General features: G+C 47.0%; 15 protein-coding genes. All 15 read right to left on the bottom strand.

Going from position 1 to position 18656, the window contains the following annotated elements; genetic code table 11:
- Positions 1–21: 21 nt before the first annotated feature.
- The 15 genes from ftsA to BC8716_RS16185 all read right to left on the bottom strand — a co-directional run bounded on the left by ftsA (position 22) and on the right by BC8716_RS16185 (position 18561).
- Positions 22–1317, bottom strand: a complete 1296-nt coding sequence (ftsA, locus tag BC8716_RS16255) for a cell division protein FtsA (RefSeq protein ID WP_094427377.1) — start codon at positions 1315–1317, stop codon at positions 22–24.
- 320 nt (positions 1318–1637) lie between these two features.
- Positions 1638–2399, bottom strand: a complete 762-nt coding sequence (locus BC8716_RS16250) for a cell division protein FtsQ/DivIB (protein WP_094427374.1) — start codon at positions 2397–2399, stop codon at positions 1638–1640.
- 193 nt (positions 2400–2592) lie between these two features.
- Entirely contained in the window at positions 2593–3690 is a 1098-nt protein-coding gene (spoVE, locus tag BC8716_RS16245) for a stage V sporulation protein E (RefSeq protein WP_094427372.1), read from the bottom strand.
- Positions 3691–4047: 357 nt separating this feature from the next.
- Positions 4048–5403 carry a UDP-N-acetylmuramoyl-L-alanine--D-glutamate ligase gene (murD, locus tag BC8716_RS16240; protein ID WP_094427370.1) on the bottom strand — a complete coding sequence of 452 codons (1356 nt, stop codon included), beginning with the start codon at positions 5401–5403 and terminating at the stop codon, positions 4048–4050.
- Entirely contained in the window at positions 5400–6377 is a 978-nt protein-coding gene (mraY, locus tag BC8716_RS16235; RefSeq protein ID WP_094427368.1) for a phospho-N-acetylmuramoyl-pentapeptide-transferase, read from the bottom strand. The genes murD and mraY overlap by 4 nt, the downstream gene beginning before the upstream one ends.
- A 1-nt stretch (position 6378) precedes the next feature.
- Positions 6379–7740 carry a UDP-N-acetylmuramoyl-tripeptide--D-alanyl-D-alanine ligase gene (locus tag BC8716_RS16230; RefSeq protein WP_094427366.1) on the bottom strand — a complete coding sequence of 454 codons (1362 nt, stop codon included), beginning with the start codon at positions 7738–7740 and terminating at the stop codon, positions 6379–6381.
- Positions 7737–9200, bottom strand: a complete 1464-nt coding sequence (locus BC8716_RS16225) for a UDP-N-acetylmuramoyl-L-alanyl-D-glutamate--2,6-diaminopimelate ligase (protein ID WP_094427364.1) — start codon at positions 9198–9200, stop codon at positions 7737–7739. The genes BC8716_RS16230 and BC8716_RS16225 overlap by 4 nt, the downstream gene beginning before the upstream one ends.
- A 78-nt stretch (positions 9201–9278) precedes the next feature.
- Positions 9279–11213, bottom strand: coding sequence for a stage V sporulation protein D (locus tag BC8716_RS16220; protein WP_094427362.1), 1935 nt, complete (start codon positions 11211–11213; stop codon positions 9279–9281).
- Between the two features lie 125 nt (positions 11214–11338).
- Positions 11339–13627 (bottom strand): penicillin-binding protein, encoded by a 2289-nt coding sequence (locus BC8716_RS16215; RefSeq protein WP_169715958.1) that lies wholly within the window; start codon positions 13625–13627, stop codon positions 11339–11341.
- 61 nt (positions 13628–13688) lie between these two features.
- Positions 13689–14030 (bottom strand): hypothetical protein, encoded by a 342-nt coding sequence (locus BC8716_RS16210; RefSeq protein ID WP_073304244.1) that lies wholly within the window; start codon positions 14028–14030, stop codon positions 13689–13691.
- A 12-nt stretch (positions 14031–14042) separates the two neighbouring features.
- Entirely contained in the window at positions 14043–14987 is a 945-nt protein-coding gene (gene rsmH / locus BC8716_RS16205) for a 16S rRNA (cytosine(1402)-N(4))-methyltransferase RsmH (protein ID WP_094427358.1), read from the bottom strand.
- A 15-nt stretch (positions 14988–15002) separates the two neighbouring features.
- Positions 15003–15434, bottom strand: coding sequence for a division/cell wall cluster transcriptional repressor MraZ (mraZ, locus tag BC8716_RS16200; protein WP_011247208.1), 432 nt, complete (start codon positions 15432–15434; stop codon positions 15003–15005).
- 153 nt (positions 15435–15587) lie between these two features.
- Positions 15588–17210: a bacillithiol biosynthesis cysteine-adding enzyme BshC gene (gene bshC / locus BC8716_RS16195; protein ID WP_094427356.1), complete on the bottom strand. Its 1623-nt coding sequence runs from the start codon at positions 17208–17210 to the stop codon at positions 15588–15590.
- Between the two features lie 86 nt (positions 17211–17296).
- Positions 17297–17677, bottom strand: a complete 381-nt coding sequence (locus BC8716_RS16190) for a DUF3397 domain-containing protein (protein ID WP_094427354.1) — start codon at positions 17675–17677, stop codon at positions 17297–17299.
- Complete coding sequence (locus BC8716_RS16185) at positions 17674–18561, bottom strand: 2-dehydropantoate 2-reductase (RefSeq protein ID WP_094427351.1); 888 nt, start codon at positions 18559–18561, stop codon at positions 17674–17676. Before BC8716_RS16185 ends, BC8716_RS16190 begins: the two co-directional genes overlap by 4 nt.
- Positions 18562–18656: the final 95 nt, after the last annotated feature.

The following is an 18656-nucleotide window of genomic DNA, read 5'->3' as shown; positions in this document are numbered from 1 at the left end:
AGACTGGCTGACAGCTTTTTCTTATTCAAAGAATGTTTTAAACCAACTTTTCATTTTTGATTCTTTTTTTGCTTCCTGGCGTTTCGGTTCATGCTCAGTCGTCCGAAGTGGTTGGTTGTTTTCACTAGAGTCTGCTGTTTCAGCCTCTGATAATTGCGAGAATGCCGCAGCAACTTCCTTCCCTTGAACGCGTCCATTTTTATGGGCAAACTGAATTAAACCGATGCTGACGGTATATTTCGGTTCCCGGACGCCAATGTAGTTCGGGATGGCCACACGGACATTGCCTTGGAGCATGTCCTTTGTCAGCTCAAGCACGCCAGGGAGCATCACTGTCCCGCCAGTCAGTACGAAACCGCTCGGAAAATGCCTAAACCCTAAGCGGACGAGCTCTTTTGCCGACAGTTCTAAAATTTCCTCGACCCGTGGCTCGATAATATGAGCTAGATCAAGCTGTGTAAGCATTTCTTTTTCATTAGAACCTACCGTTTGGATCGCAAATTGCTCATCGGAGGATGCTTCCTCGATAAACGCATGGCCGTACTTGCATTTAATGCGCTCTGCTTCCTCTGTCGTCAAGCGCAAGCCGACAGCCAAATCGTTCGTAATATGGTCACCGCCAATAGGCAAAACAGAAGTAGCCGCCAGCGTGCCTTGCTCAAAGACAGAAATCGTTGTTGAGCCGCCGCCAATGTCGATGACACAAACGCCAAGGCTTTTTTCATCTTTTGAAACCGCAACAGCACCTGTTGCCAGCCCATTCAAGCAAATTTCTGCCACTTCCAAGCCCGCCCGTTCCACGCAACGCAACAAATTATGGAGAACGGTTTTGGCACCTGTAATCATCGTACCTTCCATTTCCAAACGGACGCCAATCATTCCTTTTGGATCTGTAATTTCATCAAGGCCATCAACGATAAATTGTTTTGGAATCACGTCGATGATTTCCCGCTCTGGCGGGATGGATACCACTTGTGCAGCATCCATGACTCGGCGGACATCCTCCACGCCGATTTCCCGATCGCTTGAAGAAACAGCAACAACCCCGTGGCACGGCAATAGCTCGACATGGCTGCCGTTAACACCGACGACAACGTGCTTGATCGTAATACCAACCATGCGTTCAGCTTGGTCTACAGCACGTTCAATTGATTTCACCGTTTCATCTATATCAACAATCGTGCCTTTCTTAATTCCTTCGGATGGAACATTGCCAACCCCTAATATATTGATTGAGCCATTGGCAACTTCGGCCACAATGACCCGTACAGAGGATGTTCCAATATCTAAACTAACATAAGTGTCACTGCTCACCACGGCACCTCCCCATCTGCAAAGTCATGGTGTCTCCTCTTTAAATTCGGTTCTTTTTTCCAGTACGTAAAGTATTCAACATGCATTTATGGAATCCTTTAAATCTCGCAGTTTCTTATGTATAAAAGTAAGCCTGGCAAGACTCTTTCTATTTAGTCTACACCAAGATGGAGAAGGTGAAAAGCCAAAACCTTCCCCCGCTTGGCTCCTAGGTCCTACTTTTTATCCAAACCATCCCTTTGCAAACCAGTTCACGGCGGCTTTGAACAAGCATCGTATTGCGCTTGCGTTACATGTTGATGTCAAAAATTGAATCAAAATGCCTATTGGCTGTCATGTTCTGTTTCTTTGAAATATGGGCTCATTTTCATATAAAGAACGCCTTGTTTTTCAGGGTCAAGTTGAGCGGCTACTTGCGGGTAAGGCTGCATCGATTGAGCAAAGGACTCGACATTTGTTTTGACTTCATTGCCGTCTGTCATATACAGCGTTAATTCAGAAGGCTGTGTGCTTGTTGGCGTAAACAAAATCTCAGAAATCCGCCCCACAATTTCAGGCGCCGTTTGCACAAGCTCTTCCCCGAGTTGTGCTAAAACTTCATCATCGTTGAAGCCGACTAAAACTGGCGCATCGCCGACAAGCTGTCCATTTGGTACAGGGTCAAGTGTTTCTCCGTTTTGCAATAGCGGCAAATACGTGTCCCCGTCAGCGACATAACCAACGCGGGGATACTCGCTTACAGTAATGCGCACGGATACAGGAAGCTCACGTTCAATTTTGGCACTTTCGATTTCTTTCAATGATGTTATCGCTTTTTCACGCTCCCCTTCTGACAAATGCCAAATATTCATGCCCTCTTCTAGGCCGCTTGCTTTTAAGATCGTCTCATCAGCAACGAGTTGGTTGCCGTCTATATGTATGGTTTTCACACCGCTAAGGGGGCTTTGGAAATAAACCAAAACGACAATCAATAAAAAGAACAACAAAATAAATGCGAGAATCCGCCGATTTGCTTTTTGCTTCCGCTTTTCCTGCAACGTTGGAATCCGCTCATTCACCGATACCACTTTTTTATCTTGACTCACTTATGCTCCTCCAAACTGCTCGAAATGCGAACAAGTCACAGGCATCATTTTCCACGGCTCGTTTCCATATTCTCATTGAATTTAGCATGAAACGATGTTTTCGTTGCTTATTTCTCCATTCTAGCATGTTTTCCTGTTTGCCACTACAAAACAACAAACAGAGAGCGATCATTTTTCGCTCTCTGTCCGATCATTATCTAGCATGCCGGCTAATGTTTAACAACACACCGATGGAAACAAGCATAAGCGTTAACGAAGACCCTCCATAGCTTAAAAGTGGAAGTGTGATGCCAGTGACTGGCATGAGCCCTGTCACGACACCAATATTAATCATTACTTGAATGGCAATCATCGTAATGATGCCGATGGCTAAAAAGCTTCCGAACAAGTCTGGAGCCCCTAGTGCAATACGGATGCCACGCCAATAAAGGATCGCAAATAACAACAGCACTGTCACTCCGCCTAAAAACCCCATTTCCTCGGCCAGTATCGCAAAGATAAAGTCTGTTTGTGGCTCAGGCAAGTAAAAATACTTTTGCCTGCTTTCGCCAAGGCCCATACCGAGCAAGCCCCCAGGACCAATAGCCAGCAACGATTGGATAATTTGAAAGCCGCTGCCGAGTGGGTCACTCCACGGGTCCATAAAAGAAGTGATTCGCTGGATTCGGTAAGGAGCGCTGGCAATGAGCGCAACAAATCCGAACACACCGATTAAGCCAAGCGCGACAAAATGTTTGATCCGCGCACCTGCAGTGAAAATCATCACTGTACACGTTCCAACCATGACGGCACCTGTGCCAAGGTCAGGTTGCATCATAATAAGGGCAAAGGCTAACAGAACAAGGCCAAGGGAAGGGACCAACCCTTTTTTTATCGTCACAATCCATTTTTGGTGATCGGCTAGAAATTTTGCTAAGAAAATAATCATCGCCATTTTCATAAATTCAGATGGCTGGATTGAAAAGGCGCCAACGCCAAGCCAGCTTTGGGCACCACCGCGAACAAGGCCGACACCAGGGATAAGCACAATAACGAGCAAAGCAAAACAGACAATCAAAATGATCTTGCTGTATGTGCGCCATACCCAATAGTCTAACCGCATCATCACAAACATGAGCAAAACGCCTGTTCCGCCAAAAAACAATTGTCGTTTTGCGAAAAAAAACGAATCGCTGAAACGGTAAGAGGCCCAAGCCGCACTGGCACTATAAACCATGATTAAGCCAATGACTAAAAGCGCAATCGTTACAGCAAGTAGAGTTAAATCGGGGGCTGATTTTTGTTTTCCCATCACACACCTCGGCTTCATGCGACTTCTAACACTACTATATGAAGCCGAACCGATAAACATGTCCATTAGCATAGTAAAAGAAAAAGCCTGCTGTTTCCAGCAGACTTGAGGTTGTCGACAAAGTCGATAACCGCACTCAGACTGATAGAAAACGCTTGTCAGACGAGGAGTGCAGCCGAGGGAAGATGCGAATAGAACGTGGGTTCATGAGCATATGAGTGAGGCAAACGACGAAGTATGCGAGCGTTTGTCTACAGTATGAAGCCTGCTGTTTCCAGCAGACTTCATACTGAGTGATTTCATGCAGATGCGACCATACATGTTGCGTTCGGCGCTTTTCCAGGCTATTCGCCGCCTTTACGATGGTTTGATGATCGTGTTCACGTAATCAAGAAATTCATCGCCTCGCTCTTCAAAAGAGCGGTATTGGTCCCAGCTAGCACAAGCTGGCGACAAAAGGACAACGTCACCAGGTTGCGACAGCGCCACTGCTTTCTCCGTGGCGTCTTTGACCCGTTCAGCTGTAACCGCTTGGACATTTGCTTTCGCTGCCAATGCCAACAGTTTGCTTTTTGTTTCGCCGTATGCAACGACAGCCTTGACGTGTTTTAGACTCGCTAACAGCTCGTCAAAGTCGTTGCCGCGGTCGAGTCCGCCGGCAATGAGAACAACCGGCTTTGCAAATCCAGATAGCGCCGCTTTTGTTGCTAGTATATTCGTTGCCTTTGAATCATTGTAAAACTGCCGCTCTTGCCAACTTCCCACATATTGAAGCCGGTGCTTCACTCCAGGGAAATGACAGAGCACATGCCTGATTTGTTCTACTGTCGCCCCTGCTAAGCGAGCCGCCGCAGTAGCAGCTAACATATTTTCGACGTTATGTGTCCCTGGTAATACGGCATCTGCCAATGCAAGGATCGGTTCATCTTTAAAAAAGATCGTACCGTCTTTCACGTAAGCACCGTCTTCCACGACATTGATGCGCGAAAATGGGACAAGGGTAGCGCCTGTACGAGCAATGGCCTGAACGACTGCCGGATCATCCGCATTGTACACAAGATAGTCAGCTGGACCCATGTTGGCAGCAATCCTCGCCTTGGCCGCTATGTAGTCTTCACGAGTGCCGTGGTAGTCTAAATGGGCGTCAAATACATTCAGCCAAACAGCTACCTTTGGCTGAAATGCGTTTGTGCCCATTAATTGAAAACTAGAAACTTCCAGCACGATTACATGTTCAGCCTTTGCCTTTTGAGCTACTTCCGAGGCTACTGTGCCAATATTTCCGGCAATTAGCGGCTTGCGTCCACTATGCTCAAGCATTTCTTTTACCAATGTTGTCGTTGTTGTTTTGCCATTTGAGCCAGTAATGGCGACCATTTCTGCTTCTGAAATCAAATAGGCGAGCTCGATTTCGGTCCAAATCGGCATGCTACGGGCTTCCGCTTCCTTTACCAGTACATTTGTATAGGGAATGCCGGGATTTTTCACGAGCAAGCTGCAGCCATCAAGCACGGTGAGCGGGTGCCCGCCGCACACCACTTGAATGCCGGCAGCTTCTAATTCGCTTGCCTGTGGTTGTTCAGCACGGCTTTTACTGTCGTTAATGACAACCTCCGCTCCTAAACGGGCAAGCAGCAACGCCGAAGCAACGCCACTTTTCGCCATTCCGAGAACGAGGACACGCTTTCCGATCAATTCCTTTACTTGCTTCATGTCAGCCACACTCCAATGTAAATGCCCATAATGGCAAAGATCATCCCGACAAGCCAAAATGTCACGACTACTCGCCATTCGGACCAACCGACAAGCTCATAATGGTGATGCAATGGGCTCATTCGAAACACGCGTTTCCCTGTTAATTTAAACGATGCGACTTGAATGATGACCGAGAGCGTTTCAATGACAAACACACCACCCACAATAATGAGCATCAATTCCATTTTTGTGAGGATCGCGATCGCAGCAATCGCCCCGCCAAGGGCAAGGGAGCCTGTATCCCCCATAAATACTTTTGCAGGATGGGCATTAAAGACGAGAAACCCTAAAAGTGCTCCAGTAATGGCCGTCGAAAATAAAGCCGTGTCAATGAATCCTCCGCTCCAAGCAAGAATGGCAAAAGCGCCAAAGGCGATTGAACCGGTGCCAGCCAAGAGCCCGTCAAGGCCATCAGTCAAATTGACGGCATTGCTCGCCCCGAGCAGCATCAAGACAATCAAAATGAGGTAAAACCAGCCTAAATCAAAGCCAAACGTTGTGCCTGGAATGGCGATAAATGTATCAAAGCTGATCGCAAGCAATCCGATATAGAAAATAGCAGCAATGACTAGCTGACCTGCTAGCTTTTGCTTGGAGGTCAAGCCGAGATTGTGCTTGCGCACCACTTTTAAATAGTCGTCAACAAAACCGACGATCCCATAACCAAGCGTAACAACCATTAACAACAACAATTCTGGTGTGAATCCTGTGATGGCGATCCCGATCGCGAGGGCACTGATGAAGATCGATAAGACAATAACAATACCGCCCATTGTTGGCGTACCGCTTTTCTTCTGATGGGATTTCGGTCCTTCTTCACGGATGCTCTGCCCAAACTTCAATTTCCGCAAAAAGGGAATAAACAGCGGTGACATAATAACAGCAGCCGCAAATGAGAGAATGAGAACGAACAACAGCGTCCATTCTTCCATATTAATTGCCTCCTTTGACAGCCGGTAAAACTTCCTCAAGCGCCAATCCGCGTGAAGCTTTTATTAATACAACGGTGTCTTTCGTATAGTAAGGTTTCAAAATTTCGGCTGCTTCCGCAACCGTATCAGCATGGACAAGCGAAATTCGGCAGTCCTTTTTATCACGTTGGGCCTCGTAAATCCATCGGCCTTTTTTGCCGACTGTCACAACGTCTGTGATAGGCGGCTCAATAGCAGCAGCAACGCTTTTGTGAAGAGCTTTTTCATCTTGCCCTAGCTCATAAATATCCCCTAGGACAAGAACGCGCCTTTTATAATGGGGCAGCTCTTTCACAGTCTCAATTGCCGCTTTCATCGATGTTGGATTGGCATTGTAGGCGTCATTAATGATCGTCGAGCCGTTTGGCCCGTTAAGCTTCTCTAGCCGCATACCTGTTATCGCCAAGGAAGAAAGTTGTTTTTGGATCACAGCATTGCTCAAACCTAGCTTTTGCGCAAGCAAAATCGCATAAGCAGCATTTTTGACATTATGCTTGCCTAACATTGTCAGTTGCCAGCGTGCGCCGTTCATAGAAAAGAGATAGCCATTTTCTAGCGTTTCGACGTCACTTATTTTGGTTGCCGCCTGATCAGAAAAACCAACTGTCGTTTCCGCTTGTTCGTTATACGGACTTAGCAATGGTTCGTCTCCGTCGAATAACAACCAGTTTTCCTTTATGAGCCCATCAGCAATTTCCATTTTTGCAGCCGCAATCCCTTCACGAGAACCTAAATGCTCGATATGGGCATCGCCAATGCTAGTAATAATGGCTGCATTTGGCTTCGCTATTTGCGTAAGCGTCGAAATTTCCCCCGCATGGTTCATCCCCATCTCAACGACCGCATAACTGCAGTCTTCTGGCATGGACAGCAATGTGAGGGGGACGCCAATATGGTTATTCAAATTCCCTTTCGTTTTATGGACAGTAGCCGTTCCAGCTAACACACTAGCCACTATATCCTTTGTCGTTGTTTTTCCGTTTGAGCCGGTAATGCCAATAACAAACGGATTCACTTTTTCACGGTACGCTTGCGCCAAAGCCTGCAGTGCTAACAACGTGTCTTCCACATAGTAGAGCTGGAACGTCTTTGGCAACTGCTCAGGCACAGGCTCCTGTTCATGCCAAAGCGCACCTGTTGCCCCTGCTTCAATCGCTTGTTCAATAAAGCGATGGCCATCAAACCGTTCTCCCTTTAAAGGCACAAACAGCCCATTTTCCATGCGCTGCCGCGTGTCCGTCGAAACGCCTGAAAAGCCGCGCCCGTCTTCTTCCAAACGGCTTCCTTTCGCAATGGATTTCAGCAAACTTGCATCGATCTTCATTGTATCCGCTCCTTCAGCGCATCGCGGGCCACTTCTCGGTCATCGAAATGAATCCGTTGACGGCCAATTTCCTGATACGTTTCATGCCCTTTGCCAGCAATCACGACAATGTCTCCTGTATGTGCCGCAGCAATCGCTTGCTCGATTGCCGTTTTCCGGTCACCAATGACGGTGTATTGGTCTGGGTCAAGCCCCTCCGTAATATCGGCAAGAATCGCATTAGGGTCTTCGGTGCGAGGATTATCTGACGTGAATATCGTTCGATCTGCATATTGCACGGCAATCCGCCCCATAACAGGACGCTTCGTCGCATCGCGATCTCCTCCGCAGCCTACGACTACATGAATGTCATTATCTGCAAAGTCTTGAACAGTTTGCAACACATTTTCGAGGCTGTCAGGCGTGTGTGCATAGTCAACAATCACGGTAAAGTCTTGCCCTTCATCGACAGGTTCAAAACGCCCCGCTACACCTGCGACTTTTTCTAAACTTGCCTTAATCGTAGAGAGAGACAAACCTGAGACATAAGCGCTGGCAGCAGCAGCAAGGGCGTTGTAGACATTAAACAAGCCAATCAGCTTGAGCTGAACATCGGTTTTTTCACCAAAAACATGTAATGTGAACCGTGTGCCCGCAGCACTTACTTTAATGTTTTCCCCGTAAACGTCCGCTTGTTTTTTGATGCCGTATGTGACGACGTCTGCCGTTGTCATCTGAATGAGCCGGTCGCTGGCAGGGTCATCGCTGTTTATGACAGCGGTTTTGCCGTCATATGTATTTCCTAGTTGTGAAAATAATAAGCTTTTTGCATAAAGGTAACGCTCCATCGTCTCATGGTAATCAATATGGTCGGGGGTTAAATTTGTAAACACGGCAATATCATAATCACAGCCGCGCACACGACCTAAATGCAACGCATGGGAAGATACTTCCATTACCGCTGTCTCGACTTGCTTGTTTACCATTGAGGCAAACCGCTGTTGCAACACAAGTGATTCAGGCGTCGTATTCCGTGTTTCAATCGTCTCATCGCCAATCTTTGTATAAAGCGTGCCGATGAGGCCGGTTTTCTGACCTGCCTCACGAAACATCGTATCTAGAATGTGCGTGACAGATGTTTTCCCATTCGTGCCTGTCACACCGATCAGCTGCAATCGTTTCGTCGGCTCTCCGTAAAAATGACTCGCCAACCGCGCCATTGCTCGTTTTGTATCACGGACTACTACGACGGGCACATCAAGGGCAAGAGGGCGCTCAGCAACAACGGCGACCGCCCCTTTTTCTACAGCCTGCTTTGCAAAGTCATGCCCATCAACGGTATAGCCATTAATGCAAAAAAACAATGTTCCTTGTTTCACTAAGCGCGAATCCATTTCTAAATGCGCAATCTCTATCGATTGGTGTTCTTTTTTTAAAGGTGTAATGCCCCGAAGCACACGAAGCAATTCTTTCAATTCCATGTTAATGCCTCCAAAGTTTTGACAGTCCACCGTATTGGAAAACGATGAATGAGCAGAATAAAAACATACGTATCCATTTTAGTCGTTCCCGCTCATTTTGTCACCCATATACACACGGATTGTTGAATCTTTTGCAACACGTGTCCCCGGTTGAGGAGACTGGCGCAATACAGTGTTGCCTTCACCCGAGGCATCAAGGCGAAGATCATAATGGGACTCATAAATATCCCGTTTTGACAAGCCGATTAAATCTGGAACTTCCACCAATGGTTCATCCGCCCACGTCAATTCTTTTTCAATTTGGTTATCCCTTTTTTCCACTCCCATCGCTTCAAGGCTGTCACCGATAATCGCGCCTGCGATTGGTGCCGCCACTACCCCGCCATATTGGATCGTATTTTTAGGGTTATCGATTGCGACATAGACGACAATTTGCGGATCATCCATTGGTGCGACGCCAATAAACGATAAAATGTAGTTGTTTTCCAAGTACTTGCCGTTTTTTGCTTTTTGCGCCGTTCCTGTTTTGCCGCCAACACGATAGCCGTCAATAAACGCATTTTTACCAGAGCCTTTGGCGACAACATTTTCCATCGCATAGCGGACTTGCTCTGATGTTTCTTCGGAAATCACTTGCCGTTTCATCACAGGCGAAATCGACTCAACGACCTCCCCTGTTTCTCCATCCGTCCACTCTTTCGCTAAATAAGGCTCATACAAATACCCACCATTTACGGCTGCCGAAACAGCGACTACTTGTTGGAGCGGCGTTACGGCCACACCTTGACCAAATGCGGTTGTTGCCTGCTCAAGAGGACCGACACGGTCGCGGTTAAACAAAATTCCTGTTCCTTCTCCTTGTAAATCAATGCCTGTTTTTTGGCCAAACCCAAATTCCTCAATGTAATCGAACAGACGATCCTTTCCGAGGCGCTGGCCAAGTTCGACAAACCCAGGGTTGCAAGAGTTCTGCACGACTTCTAAAAATGTTTGGTGCCCATGCCCGCCTTTTTTCCAGCAATGAAGCTTTGTCCCCGCGACATTGATGTAACCAGGATCGTTAAATGTATCGTTTTCTAAGTCGACGACACCTTCTTCCAACGCAGCGGCAAGCGTAATAAGTTTAAAAGTGGAGCCTGGTTCATACTGCATCCAGACTGGTTTGTTTTGGTTATACACTTCTGCCGGCACTTCTCGATAATGTTCCGGGTTAAAGTCTGGGCGACTGCTCATCGCCAACACTTCTCCTGTATTAGGGTCCATAGCGATTGCCATCGCTCCGTCTGGCTCATACATTGCTTCGGCCTGGTCCAACTCCCGTTCCATAATTGTTTGTATGCGGCTGTCAATTGTTAACGTTAAATCAAGCCCATTAATGGGAGACTCATATTCGTCAGCCAAGTTGGGCATTTTCGTTCCTTTAGCGGTCGAAAAAAAGGAGACATAGCCTTTTTCGCCTTTGAGCTTCTCGTCATAATAATGCTCAAGCCCTGTTAGACCTTGGTTGTCAATGCCGGCAAATCCAAGGACATGAGAGAGGTAGCTGCCAAATGGGTAATGGCGTTTTGAGTCTTCGGCAATGTAAACACCAGGCAGATTGAGGCTCCGTACTTCTTGCGCTTTTTCCTGCGATAATTTTTGCCCCTCTGGACGCAGCCAAACGCTCGAAGCAGACTTCGTCAACGATTCATACGCTTTTTGTTGGTCCATCTCTAAAACAGCAGCCAATTTTTCAGCTGCGTCCACCGGGTCTGTCACTTGCCGTGGAAAAACAATGACAGACGGGGCGCTAATATTGGTGGCTAACTCTACGCCGTTTCGATCGGTAATATCGCCTCGTTTTGGTTCAAACGGAATGTTTCTCCCCCACGAATCTTCTGCCTGTTCAGTCAGCCAGACGCCTTGTCCGAACTGGACATAGCCTAAGCGGACAGCAATGATCGCAAACACAGCTAAACCGATAAAAAAGGCGAGTAGCAGCCGCTTTCTGACAGTCACATTTGATACGCGCACGGCTATCCCTCACTTTCTGCACTGGACGGGTTTATGGTCTAGCCTATGCTTGTTCACCACCTGATAGAACAAAGAGGAGCTTGCCGTTTGGCAAGCTCCTCAGACTGTAGACAAAGGCGAGAACGTTACTCAGGCTGATCGCCATCGCTCTCTTCCTCCTCTGTCGTTGCCTCCTCATCTCCTTCAGACACTGGTTCCTCTACATCCTCGAAAGCTTGTTCGAGTTCTTCGTCTGTTCGCTCCGCATTTGCGCCGGCTCCCCCTTGATCATGGCCCTCTTGCTCATCTCGTTCGTTGTTCGAGGCAAACTCAGCATTGAGAAGGTTTTGTTCCTCTACAGGCTCACCAGGGGCTATGCTCTGGGACTGCAGATAGCCATTGCCCTTAAATTCTGGCGTTAAGTCAAGCAAAGCTGCCACTTTCATGGCGTCACGCGATGACCAGCCTGCCATGTCTGGCATCTTGACCTCGCCATCTGTAAGCAAGACGATCCGATCGCCTGGAAGAACCTTCGTTCCTGGCGCTGGCTGTTGGTCCGTAATATGTTCTCCTTCACCAAGGACAACCACTTCACCAGGAATGGTTTCGGCTGCTTTGTCTACCCGTTCACCGGCCAGTTGAGGCATTTCAAAACCTTGCTCCTCTGCTTCTTGCAGCAATTCCTCTTCATTTGGCTCCAAGTCCATATACGTCATGCTGCTCTGCATAACAGCGTTAAATATCATCGAGACAGGGGCATTGCCCGATTCGTTGTCATCTAATTTCGGCTTTGTGACAGAGACATAAAGGATTACTTTTGGATTATCAGCAGGGGCCATACCGAGAAAAGAGTAAAGGTATTGGCCATGGCCTGATAAATATTTTCCGTCTTCAGCAATTTGCGCTGTGCCTGTTTTGCCTGCGACCTCAAGTCCTTGAATGTTGTATGCCTTGCCTGTGCCGTGATCCTCGGCTACGGCTCCACGCAATAGCTCTCTCACATGTTTGGCTGTCTCCTCGGAGATCGGCTCCCCAGCCACTTCTGGCTCTGTTTCCCGGATCTTATCGCCGTTTTCATCAACTACTTCTTTAATGATATAAGGTTTTTTCATTTTCCCGTCGCCTGCGATCGCTGTTGCCGCTTGGATCATTTGGATCGCTGTCACCGTTGAGTTTTGTCCAAAAGCGGTGCGGGCGGCATCGGCACGCCTTCCTTCAACGACATTGCTTGAGGCTTCATTCGCTAAGTCAATGCCTGTTTGTTCAGTAAAGCCAAACTGCTTCAAATACGAGTAAAACCGTTCCATCCCTAGCCGTTCGAGGACAAGCTTCGCCATTAACACATTGGAAGAACGCTGGAACCCTTCAGCATAGGAGATTTCTCCCCATCCAGAACGGTTTACGTCATTAATAGGGGGAGAATTGGCGTCAACTTCGTACCGCCCTGACTGGTATTTACTGTCGTCCTCAAACTCCCCTTCCTCTATCGCTGCGGCGATCGTAAACATTTTCATCGTTGATCCTGGTTCAACTACGTCCTGAACAGCCAAGTTTAAGTAATTTTCAATATTACGGTAATCATTCGGATTAAAGCTCGGCCGATTTGACATCGCCAAAATTTCCCCTGTCCGGGGATCAGCAGCAATCGCAGTCATTTTTTCAGGCTCGTATTCTGCCTCGACTTGCGACATTGCCTGCTCCATTGCAGCCTGAATCGACGTGTCTAACGTTGTATAAATATCTGCTCCATTTTTAGGCAATGTTACTCGGTCTGACCCCGCTCCTAACGAGAGTCCTTTGCCAAGGCTTGCATATTCGATATGACCGTCTTCGGCATGCAAGAAGTCATTCATGCTTGCTTCCAAGCCCATATTATAGGCGCTGTCTTCGCTATTATGGTGACCAATCACATGAGAAGCAAACGTTTGTTTCGGGTAATAGCGCCTCTTCGTTTCTTGGATCAGGATACCAGGCAAATTCAGCTCTTCAATTTCATTTTTTTGCTCATATGTAAGGTTCCTAGCACCCGCCCCTAATTCAATTTGGAAACGACCGTTTTCTTTCCCATCCGTCAAACGCGCTTCCAACTCGCCTTCTTCCATTCCGATCAAAGGCGCTAGTTTTTGCGCTGTCTCCTGTGGATCTTTCACATATTGGGTTGGGCCTTGTGAATCGGATAAAACAGCGATGACATTATAAGCTGGCACATCTTCGGCAAGTACGCTGCCGTGCCGGTCTAAAATGGCCCCTCGTTCGCTTTCAAGCACTTGAGAGCGGTTATACTTCGCCTCTGCCATAGCGACCAAATCATGGCCTTTCACTTCTTTGGTAATTTGAATGTACGCCATGCGGCCAAGCAAAATAGTGAACAAACCAAGAAACACAAACAAAAGGGTGACGGCACGTTTATTTGTCACCGCCCGTTTTATTTCCACTTTCCACCACTCCTTTCCTAAGTAAGAAAAACGAGCTCGCTTGAACTCGTCTTGAAAACCGTTACTCTTTTTCTCCAGAAGATTCCATTCCCATTCTTTGTGCACGGTCAAGTACATTTTCAGGTGAGCTTAGTTCATCAAGCTGCATTTGGTAGCCTGCATTGGTTAATTCTTGCTCGCTAATGACTGATTTCTCCTGTTGGATCGATACATTCAAACCATAGAGTGTCGCATAATTATGTACAATGAAAGCGAGCATGAGAAAAAGTACCATTGCCAAAAAGCTCGCTATGATTTTTTCGCCAAGAGTGATGCGTGCCCGGTAGCGGACAATTTGCTTTTCTTTTCGCAATCCTTCTTTGTGCCGCTGAGGATGTGGTTGATAGTGTCGTTGTGCTCCCATTTAAACGCCTCCTTAATCTCTCTGTTTTTCTTTTTCAATAATGCGCAGTTTTGCAGAGCGTGCACGGTTATTCGCTTTTACTTCTTCGTCACTAGCTACAATCGGCTTTTTGGTTATGAGGGCAAATGGTGCCTTTTGATCGGCAGGAATAATAGGCAGCCCTTTAGGCAAATCTGGCAGCTTCGTTTTCTCCTTAAACATTTGCTTGCATAAACGGTCCTCAAGGGAATGAAAGGTAATGACGGCCATGCGCCCGCCTTCGTTTAATAGTTCAAATCCATCCGTTAACGCATCCTCAAAAGCGCCTAGTTCATCGTTGACAGCTATCCGAATGGCTTGAAATGTCCGTTTTGCTGGGTGTCCCCCTGCACGCCGAGCAGGTGCAGGAATCGCTTCTTTAATGATGTCCACCAATTCACCAGTCGTTTCAATTGGTTGCTTCATCCTGTACGCTTCAATTTTGCGGGCAATTTGTTTAGAAAACTTTTCTTCGCCATATCTTGAGATAATCGAATGGAGCTTGGCAAACGGCCATGTATTGACGACTTCTCTAGCTGTGAGCGTCGCGCTCTGGTCCATCCGCATATCAAGTGGGGCATCTTGATGATAACTAAAGCCTCGGCTTGCTTCATCAAGTTGTGGAGATGAAACACCTAAGTCAAAAAGAATTCCATCTACTTTGTCAACGCCTCTCATTCGCAGCTCTTCCTTTATGTGCCGGAAATTGCTGCGTATGAATGTGGTATTCTCCTTAAATCGAGAGAGCTTCTCTGCTGCGAACGAAAGGGCGGCTTCATCTTGGTCAAAGGCATAAAGATGGCCTTCGCCTGCTAGCGCCGTTAAAATCCGCTCTGAATGGCCGCCGCCTCCTAACGTGCAATCTACATACACGCCTCCTGGTTTCACCGCGAGGCCATGTACAGATTCTTCTTTTAGTACCGTTATATGTGAAAACATACGTCCCATCCTATCTTATAAATCAAAATCAATTAAGTTCTCGGCAATGTCGGCAAAGGAATCTTCTGACTGGGATACATAGTCTTCCCAAAGCGTCTTGCTCCATACTTCCATCCGGTTAGAAACGCCGATCACAACACATTCCTTTTCTAGCTTTGCGTATTCTCTAAGGGGTTGGGGTACATTCATTCGCCCTTGTTTATCAAGCTCGCATTCACTTGCGCCTGAGAAGAAAAAGCGCGTAAAAGCACGGGCGTCCTTCTTTGTGAAAGGCAGTTCTTTTAATTGGCTTTCCAACTTGTCCCACTCGCTTTGGGGATAAACAAACAAGCAGTTGTCTAGCCCGCGGGTAATCACAAAAGGAGTGCCGAGGTGTTCCCTAAATTTAGCAGGCACAATCATCCGGCCTTTCTCATCAATTGTATGCCGGTATTCCCCTAAAAACATTGTTGCCTGCCTCCTCCCCCACTTTCTACCCTTAACTTACCACAACCCTCCACTTTTCACCACCTTATCGTGTAATTTTCCACAGAATTAAAAAAAATCCTGCTCACTGAGCAGGATTTCACATACATTTTCGGTTGACACAAGCTGACAAGATTACACGTAAAAAACAAGATGGGCGCCCGTATGGGGTGGGTTTTTCTCAAGCAAGCGGGAAAAGATGTCTATCCCTGCTGTATTTAACAGAATGAACGAATGTAAGATTCGCTCTTGCGGTGCATCTTTCGGACGTAGCCACGTAATCGCTTCATCGTATTTGCTCAGTCCTACTTGATGCTGTTCCCGTATTTCCCGTTCCATCCGTTCTTTCAAAAAGGCAATTTGCCCTTGAATAAATGCGCGGTTTTTCTCGCCCATTTTTTCCAATGTCGGGCTAATTTCACCGGCCAGTTCCCTAAAAGGCAGATGGGCTGCTTCAATTGCTTCAGCGGCCGCTTGTGCCCTTTGCGCGACTGGGTAAGAATGTTGGCTCGCAAGCCACGCTTCCTTGAGCTTTTCTCCTTCGCCAAAAATATAGGTTTCTGCCGCTTCTTTGCGTTCGCGCAAATGCTTTTCGACTCGGCAAGGGACGAACGTGGCCGATAACCTCGGAATAATAGGGGTCAGTTTATAATCAAACAGCGCAAACACGTCTTTTAATGTCGCCCAATAGGCAAGCTCGCCAGGTCCAGCCACAAAAGCAAGCGTAGGTAGCAGCCATTCTTGCATAAGCGGGCGCGTGACGACGTTATTGCTAAAGCGTTGTGGATGGCTGTCGACTTCCGCAAGCAGCTCATCTTTCGTAAATTGCCGGCCAGCTTCCCTGACATAAAAACGGCCAGCTTCATAATCAAGACGGCGCCGTTTGCCATCGATCGTATAAAACAAATGGGCGTTTTGCTTTTCTGTCGCGATTGGAGATGGATAGCCCTTTTCTACGAAACGGGCTTCTCCAGCGGCTTGGCACTCTTGTAAAGCGTCGACTTTGCGTATCAGCTGCTTGAAAAAAGGGCGTTCAATGGCCCGTAATTCTGGATCATTGCTATCTAGAAAAAGCAAGCCTTCACGGTAAAAAAGCTCATGCATCAGCATTCTGAAGAATTCTGTATAGGTACTGGCTGTAGCTGCAGCCTGCCTAACAATTGCTTTCAGCGTGTTTGTGTAGCTCGTTTCAGGCAAAGAGGCAAACAGCTTTGCCAAAAATGCGTCTAACTCTTTTTTAGGAAGAACTTTTGTACTTGCAGCTTCTCCGTTCGGTTCGTCCCCAAACATCAACTTTTTCCACGTGTCGCCTTTTAAATAATGGACATAACGAACTTCGTCTAAGTCATGATCTTCTCCGGCAATCCAAAAAAGCGGTACAACAGGTTGGTTTAACGTTTCCTCATACTGTTTCGCCAGTAAAATGACGCTCATTGCTTTATAAGCTGTATAAAGGGGGCCAGTCATAAGCCCAGCTTGTTGCCCCGCCACAACGACTAATGCATTTTCCTGCTTGAGTTTATGTATGTTGTCCATACAAGCCTCTCGCTTTCTCAATGGCGCATGGCGTGCTTCAAGCAAGCGACAAAGCGCTTGCCGATGGGAAAAAGAACGCTTCGCCAAATCTTCGCTCCGCTCTTGCTCCCAGCCATTCGTTTTCCATCTATACGAGAACAGATCGCTGCATTGATCTGGTTGGTTGACATATTCAGCTAAGAACCCCGTTAAACGCCCTGTGTCCAACGCCTCAATTCTCATTTTCAATTCCCCTCAATTCCTGTGACCTTATCGTGTTCCATCATAGCAAAAACAGCAAGCGCAACCAAATAAGTTGCTTTGCCACTTTAAGCAAACACGACACGATCTAAAAATGCCGCCCCTAGCAAAAAAAGATACAAAAGGCCAGCGATGAGAAATAAACTGCGCCAAGCTGCAGTCGTTTTCTTTTTTGGCGTTCCAGTCGGGTGAACCCAATGCATAAACAAAAGCAGCGCCACTGTTATAACGGCAATAAAAATGATCGCGAGCCAAGCCCCATGTCCTGGCCAAAGCTCATAGCAGATAAAAACAATAGCCAGCAAGAAAAACGGCAGCGTCCAATCGCTCGCATTGCGGATTGCTTTCTGCTTTGGTTGCCAACGGAGCAAAACAAAGCAGACTAGTAGCCAAGGCAAGAGCGGGAATGTTACAAATGTCGCGATAATAGCTGACACAACTGTCGTCATCTCGTCTCACCTCTACTCAAAAGTTGATACAATAATAATAAGCGTGGCGTATGAATTTGTTTCTTTTCGCCAAGGCGGATAAGATAACCTAAAATGGCATCAAGCTCTAACTTCCGCGCCTGTTGATAGTCGACAAGCATCGAAGACTCGTTATTAGCGGTCTTCTTGCAAACCGCTACTACATAATGCCATAGCGCTTCTTCATCATTGCGTCCAAGTACAGCTACCGCTTCATCGAATACGCTTTTCATTGCTGCCATATAGCCCTGTTGCTTCACTAAGGCGCCGTTTTTTTCACCAGTAATGGCTGTTAATGGGTTGATGCACGCATTGGCAATCAGTTTTTCTTCGAGGATCGGTTTGTAGTCGGGAAATGTATGTATGTCCAAAACCTGCCCATCGGCTACATCGCCAATGACAGTGATGTCTTGTTCTGTCATTCTTTTAAAAGGGGCAATCTTCAGACTGCCGAGCCCTCTTACCTCAACTACAGCGTCGCCTTCTTTAAACAGCCCGTATTCCAATACACCGACTGCTACCTTTCCCGTTAGATGGGCAATCTCCTCTAAATGGCCCATGCCATTTTGTACAAACAACCACCTTGTTTTATCGTGTGCCAATGATTCGCCCATCGCTACTGTACTTGGTACATCATAAGATTTGACAGCGCACACAATCAGGTCAAACGGTTTTGTGCCCATGCCTACTTGTGTGAGCACTTTTTTTTCGGCTTTTATTTTCCCGGTTAACGAAATGCCGCGGACTGCTAATAAAGCAGCTTGTTCTGCCCGTTTTGTTACTAAAACAACATCTTGTCCTGGGCGCTTAAAACTAACTGCTAAAAATAAGCCTACAGCCCCAGCTCCGATTACTGCAATGTTCACAAAATGACCCCTCTTTTTTTAGTTGGTCCTATTGTATCACAGCCAAGTTCATAGATTGCCATCGTTGGCAAACTTTTTTGTTTTTAATGCGTTTT

The sequence above is a fragment of the Shouchella clausii genome (genome assembly GCF_002250115.1).
GTDB lineage: Bacteria > Bacillota > Bacilli > Bacillales > Bacillaceae_D > Shouchella > Shouchella clausii.
This window is presented reverse-complemented; position numbering and strand designations above follow the sequence as displayed.

Excerpts from the sequence above, each read along its gene's own strand:
- spoVE (WP_094427372.1), bottom strand. The coding sequence starts at position 3,690 with ATGGGAAAACAAAAATCAGCCCCCGATTTAACTCTACTTGCTGTAACG.
- murD (WP_094427370.1), bottom strand. The coding sequence starts at position 5,403 with ATGAAGCAAGTAAAGGAATTGATCGGAAAGCGTGTCCTCGTTCTCGGA.
- mraY (WP_094427368.1), bottom strand. The coding sequence starts at position 6,377 with ATGGAAGAATGGACGCTGTTGTTCGTTCTCATTCTCTCATTTGCGGCT.
- BC8716_RS16230 (WP_094427366.1), bottom strand. The coding sequence starts at position 7,740 with ATGAAGATCGATGCAAGTTTGCTGAAATCCATTGCGAAAGGAAGCCGT.
- BC8716_RS16225 (WP_094427364.1), bottom strand. The coding sequence starts at position 9,200 with ATGGAATTGAAAGAATTGCTTCGTGTGCTTCGGGGCATTACACCTTTA.
- BC8716_RS16210 (WP_073304244.1), bottom strand. The coding sequence starts at position 14,030 with ATGGGAGCACAACGACACTATCAACCACATCCTCAGCGGCACAAAGAA.
- rsmH (WP_094427358.1), bottom strand. The coding sequence starts at position 14,987 with ATGTTTTCACATATAACGGTACTAAAAGAAGAATCTGTACATGGCCTC.
- mraZ (WP_011247208.1), bottom strand. The coding sequence starts at position 15,434 with ATGTTTTTAGGGGAATACCGGCATACAATTGATGAGAAAGGCCGGATG.
- bshC (WP_094427356.1), bottom strand. The coding sequence starts at position 17,210 with ATGAGAATTGAGGCGTTGGACACAGGGCGTTTAACGGGGTTCTTAGCT.
- BC8716_RS16190 (WP_094427354.1), bottom strand. The coding sequence starts at position 17,677 with ATGACGACAGTTGTGTCAGCTATTATCGCGACATTTGTAACATTCCCG.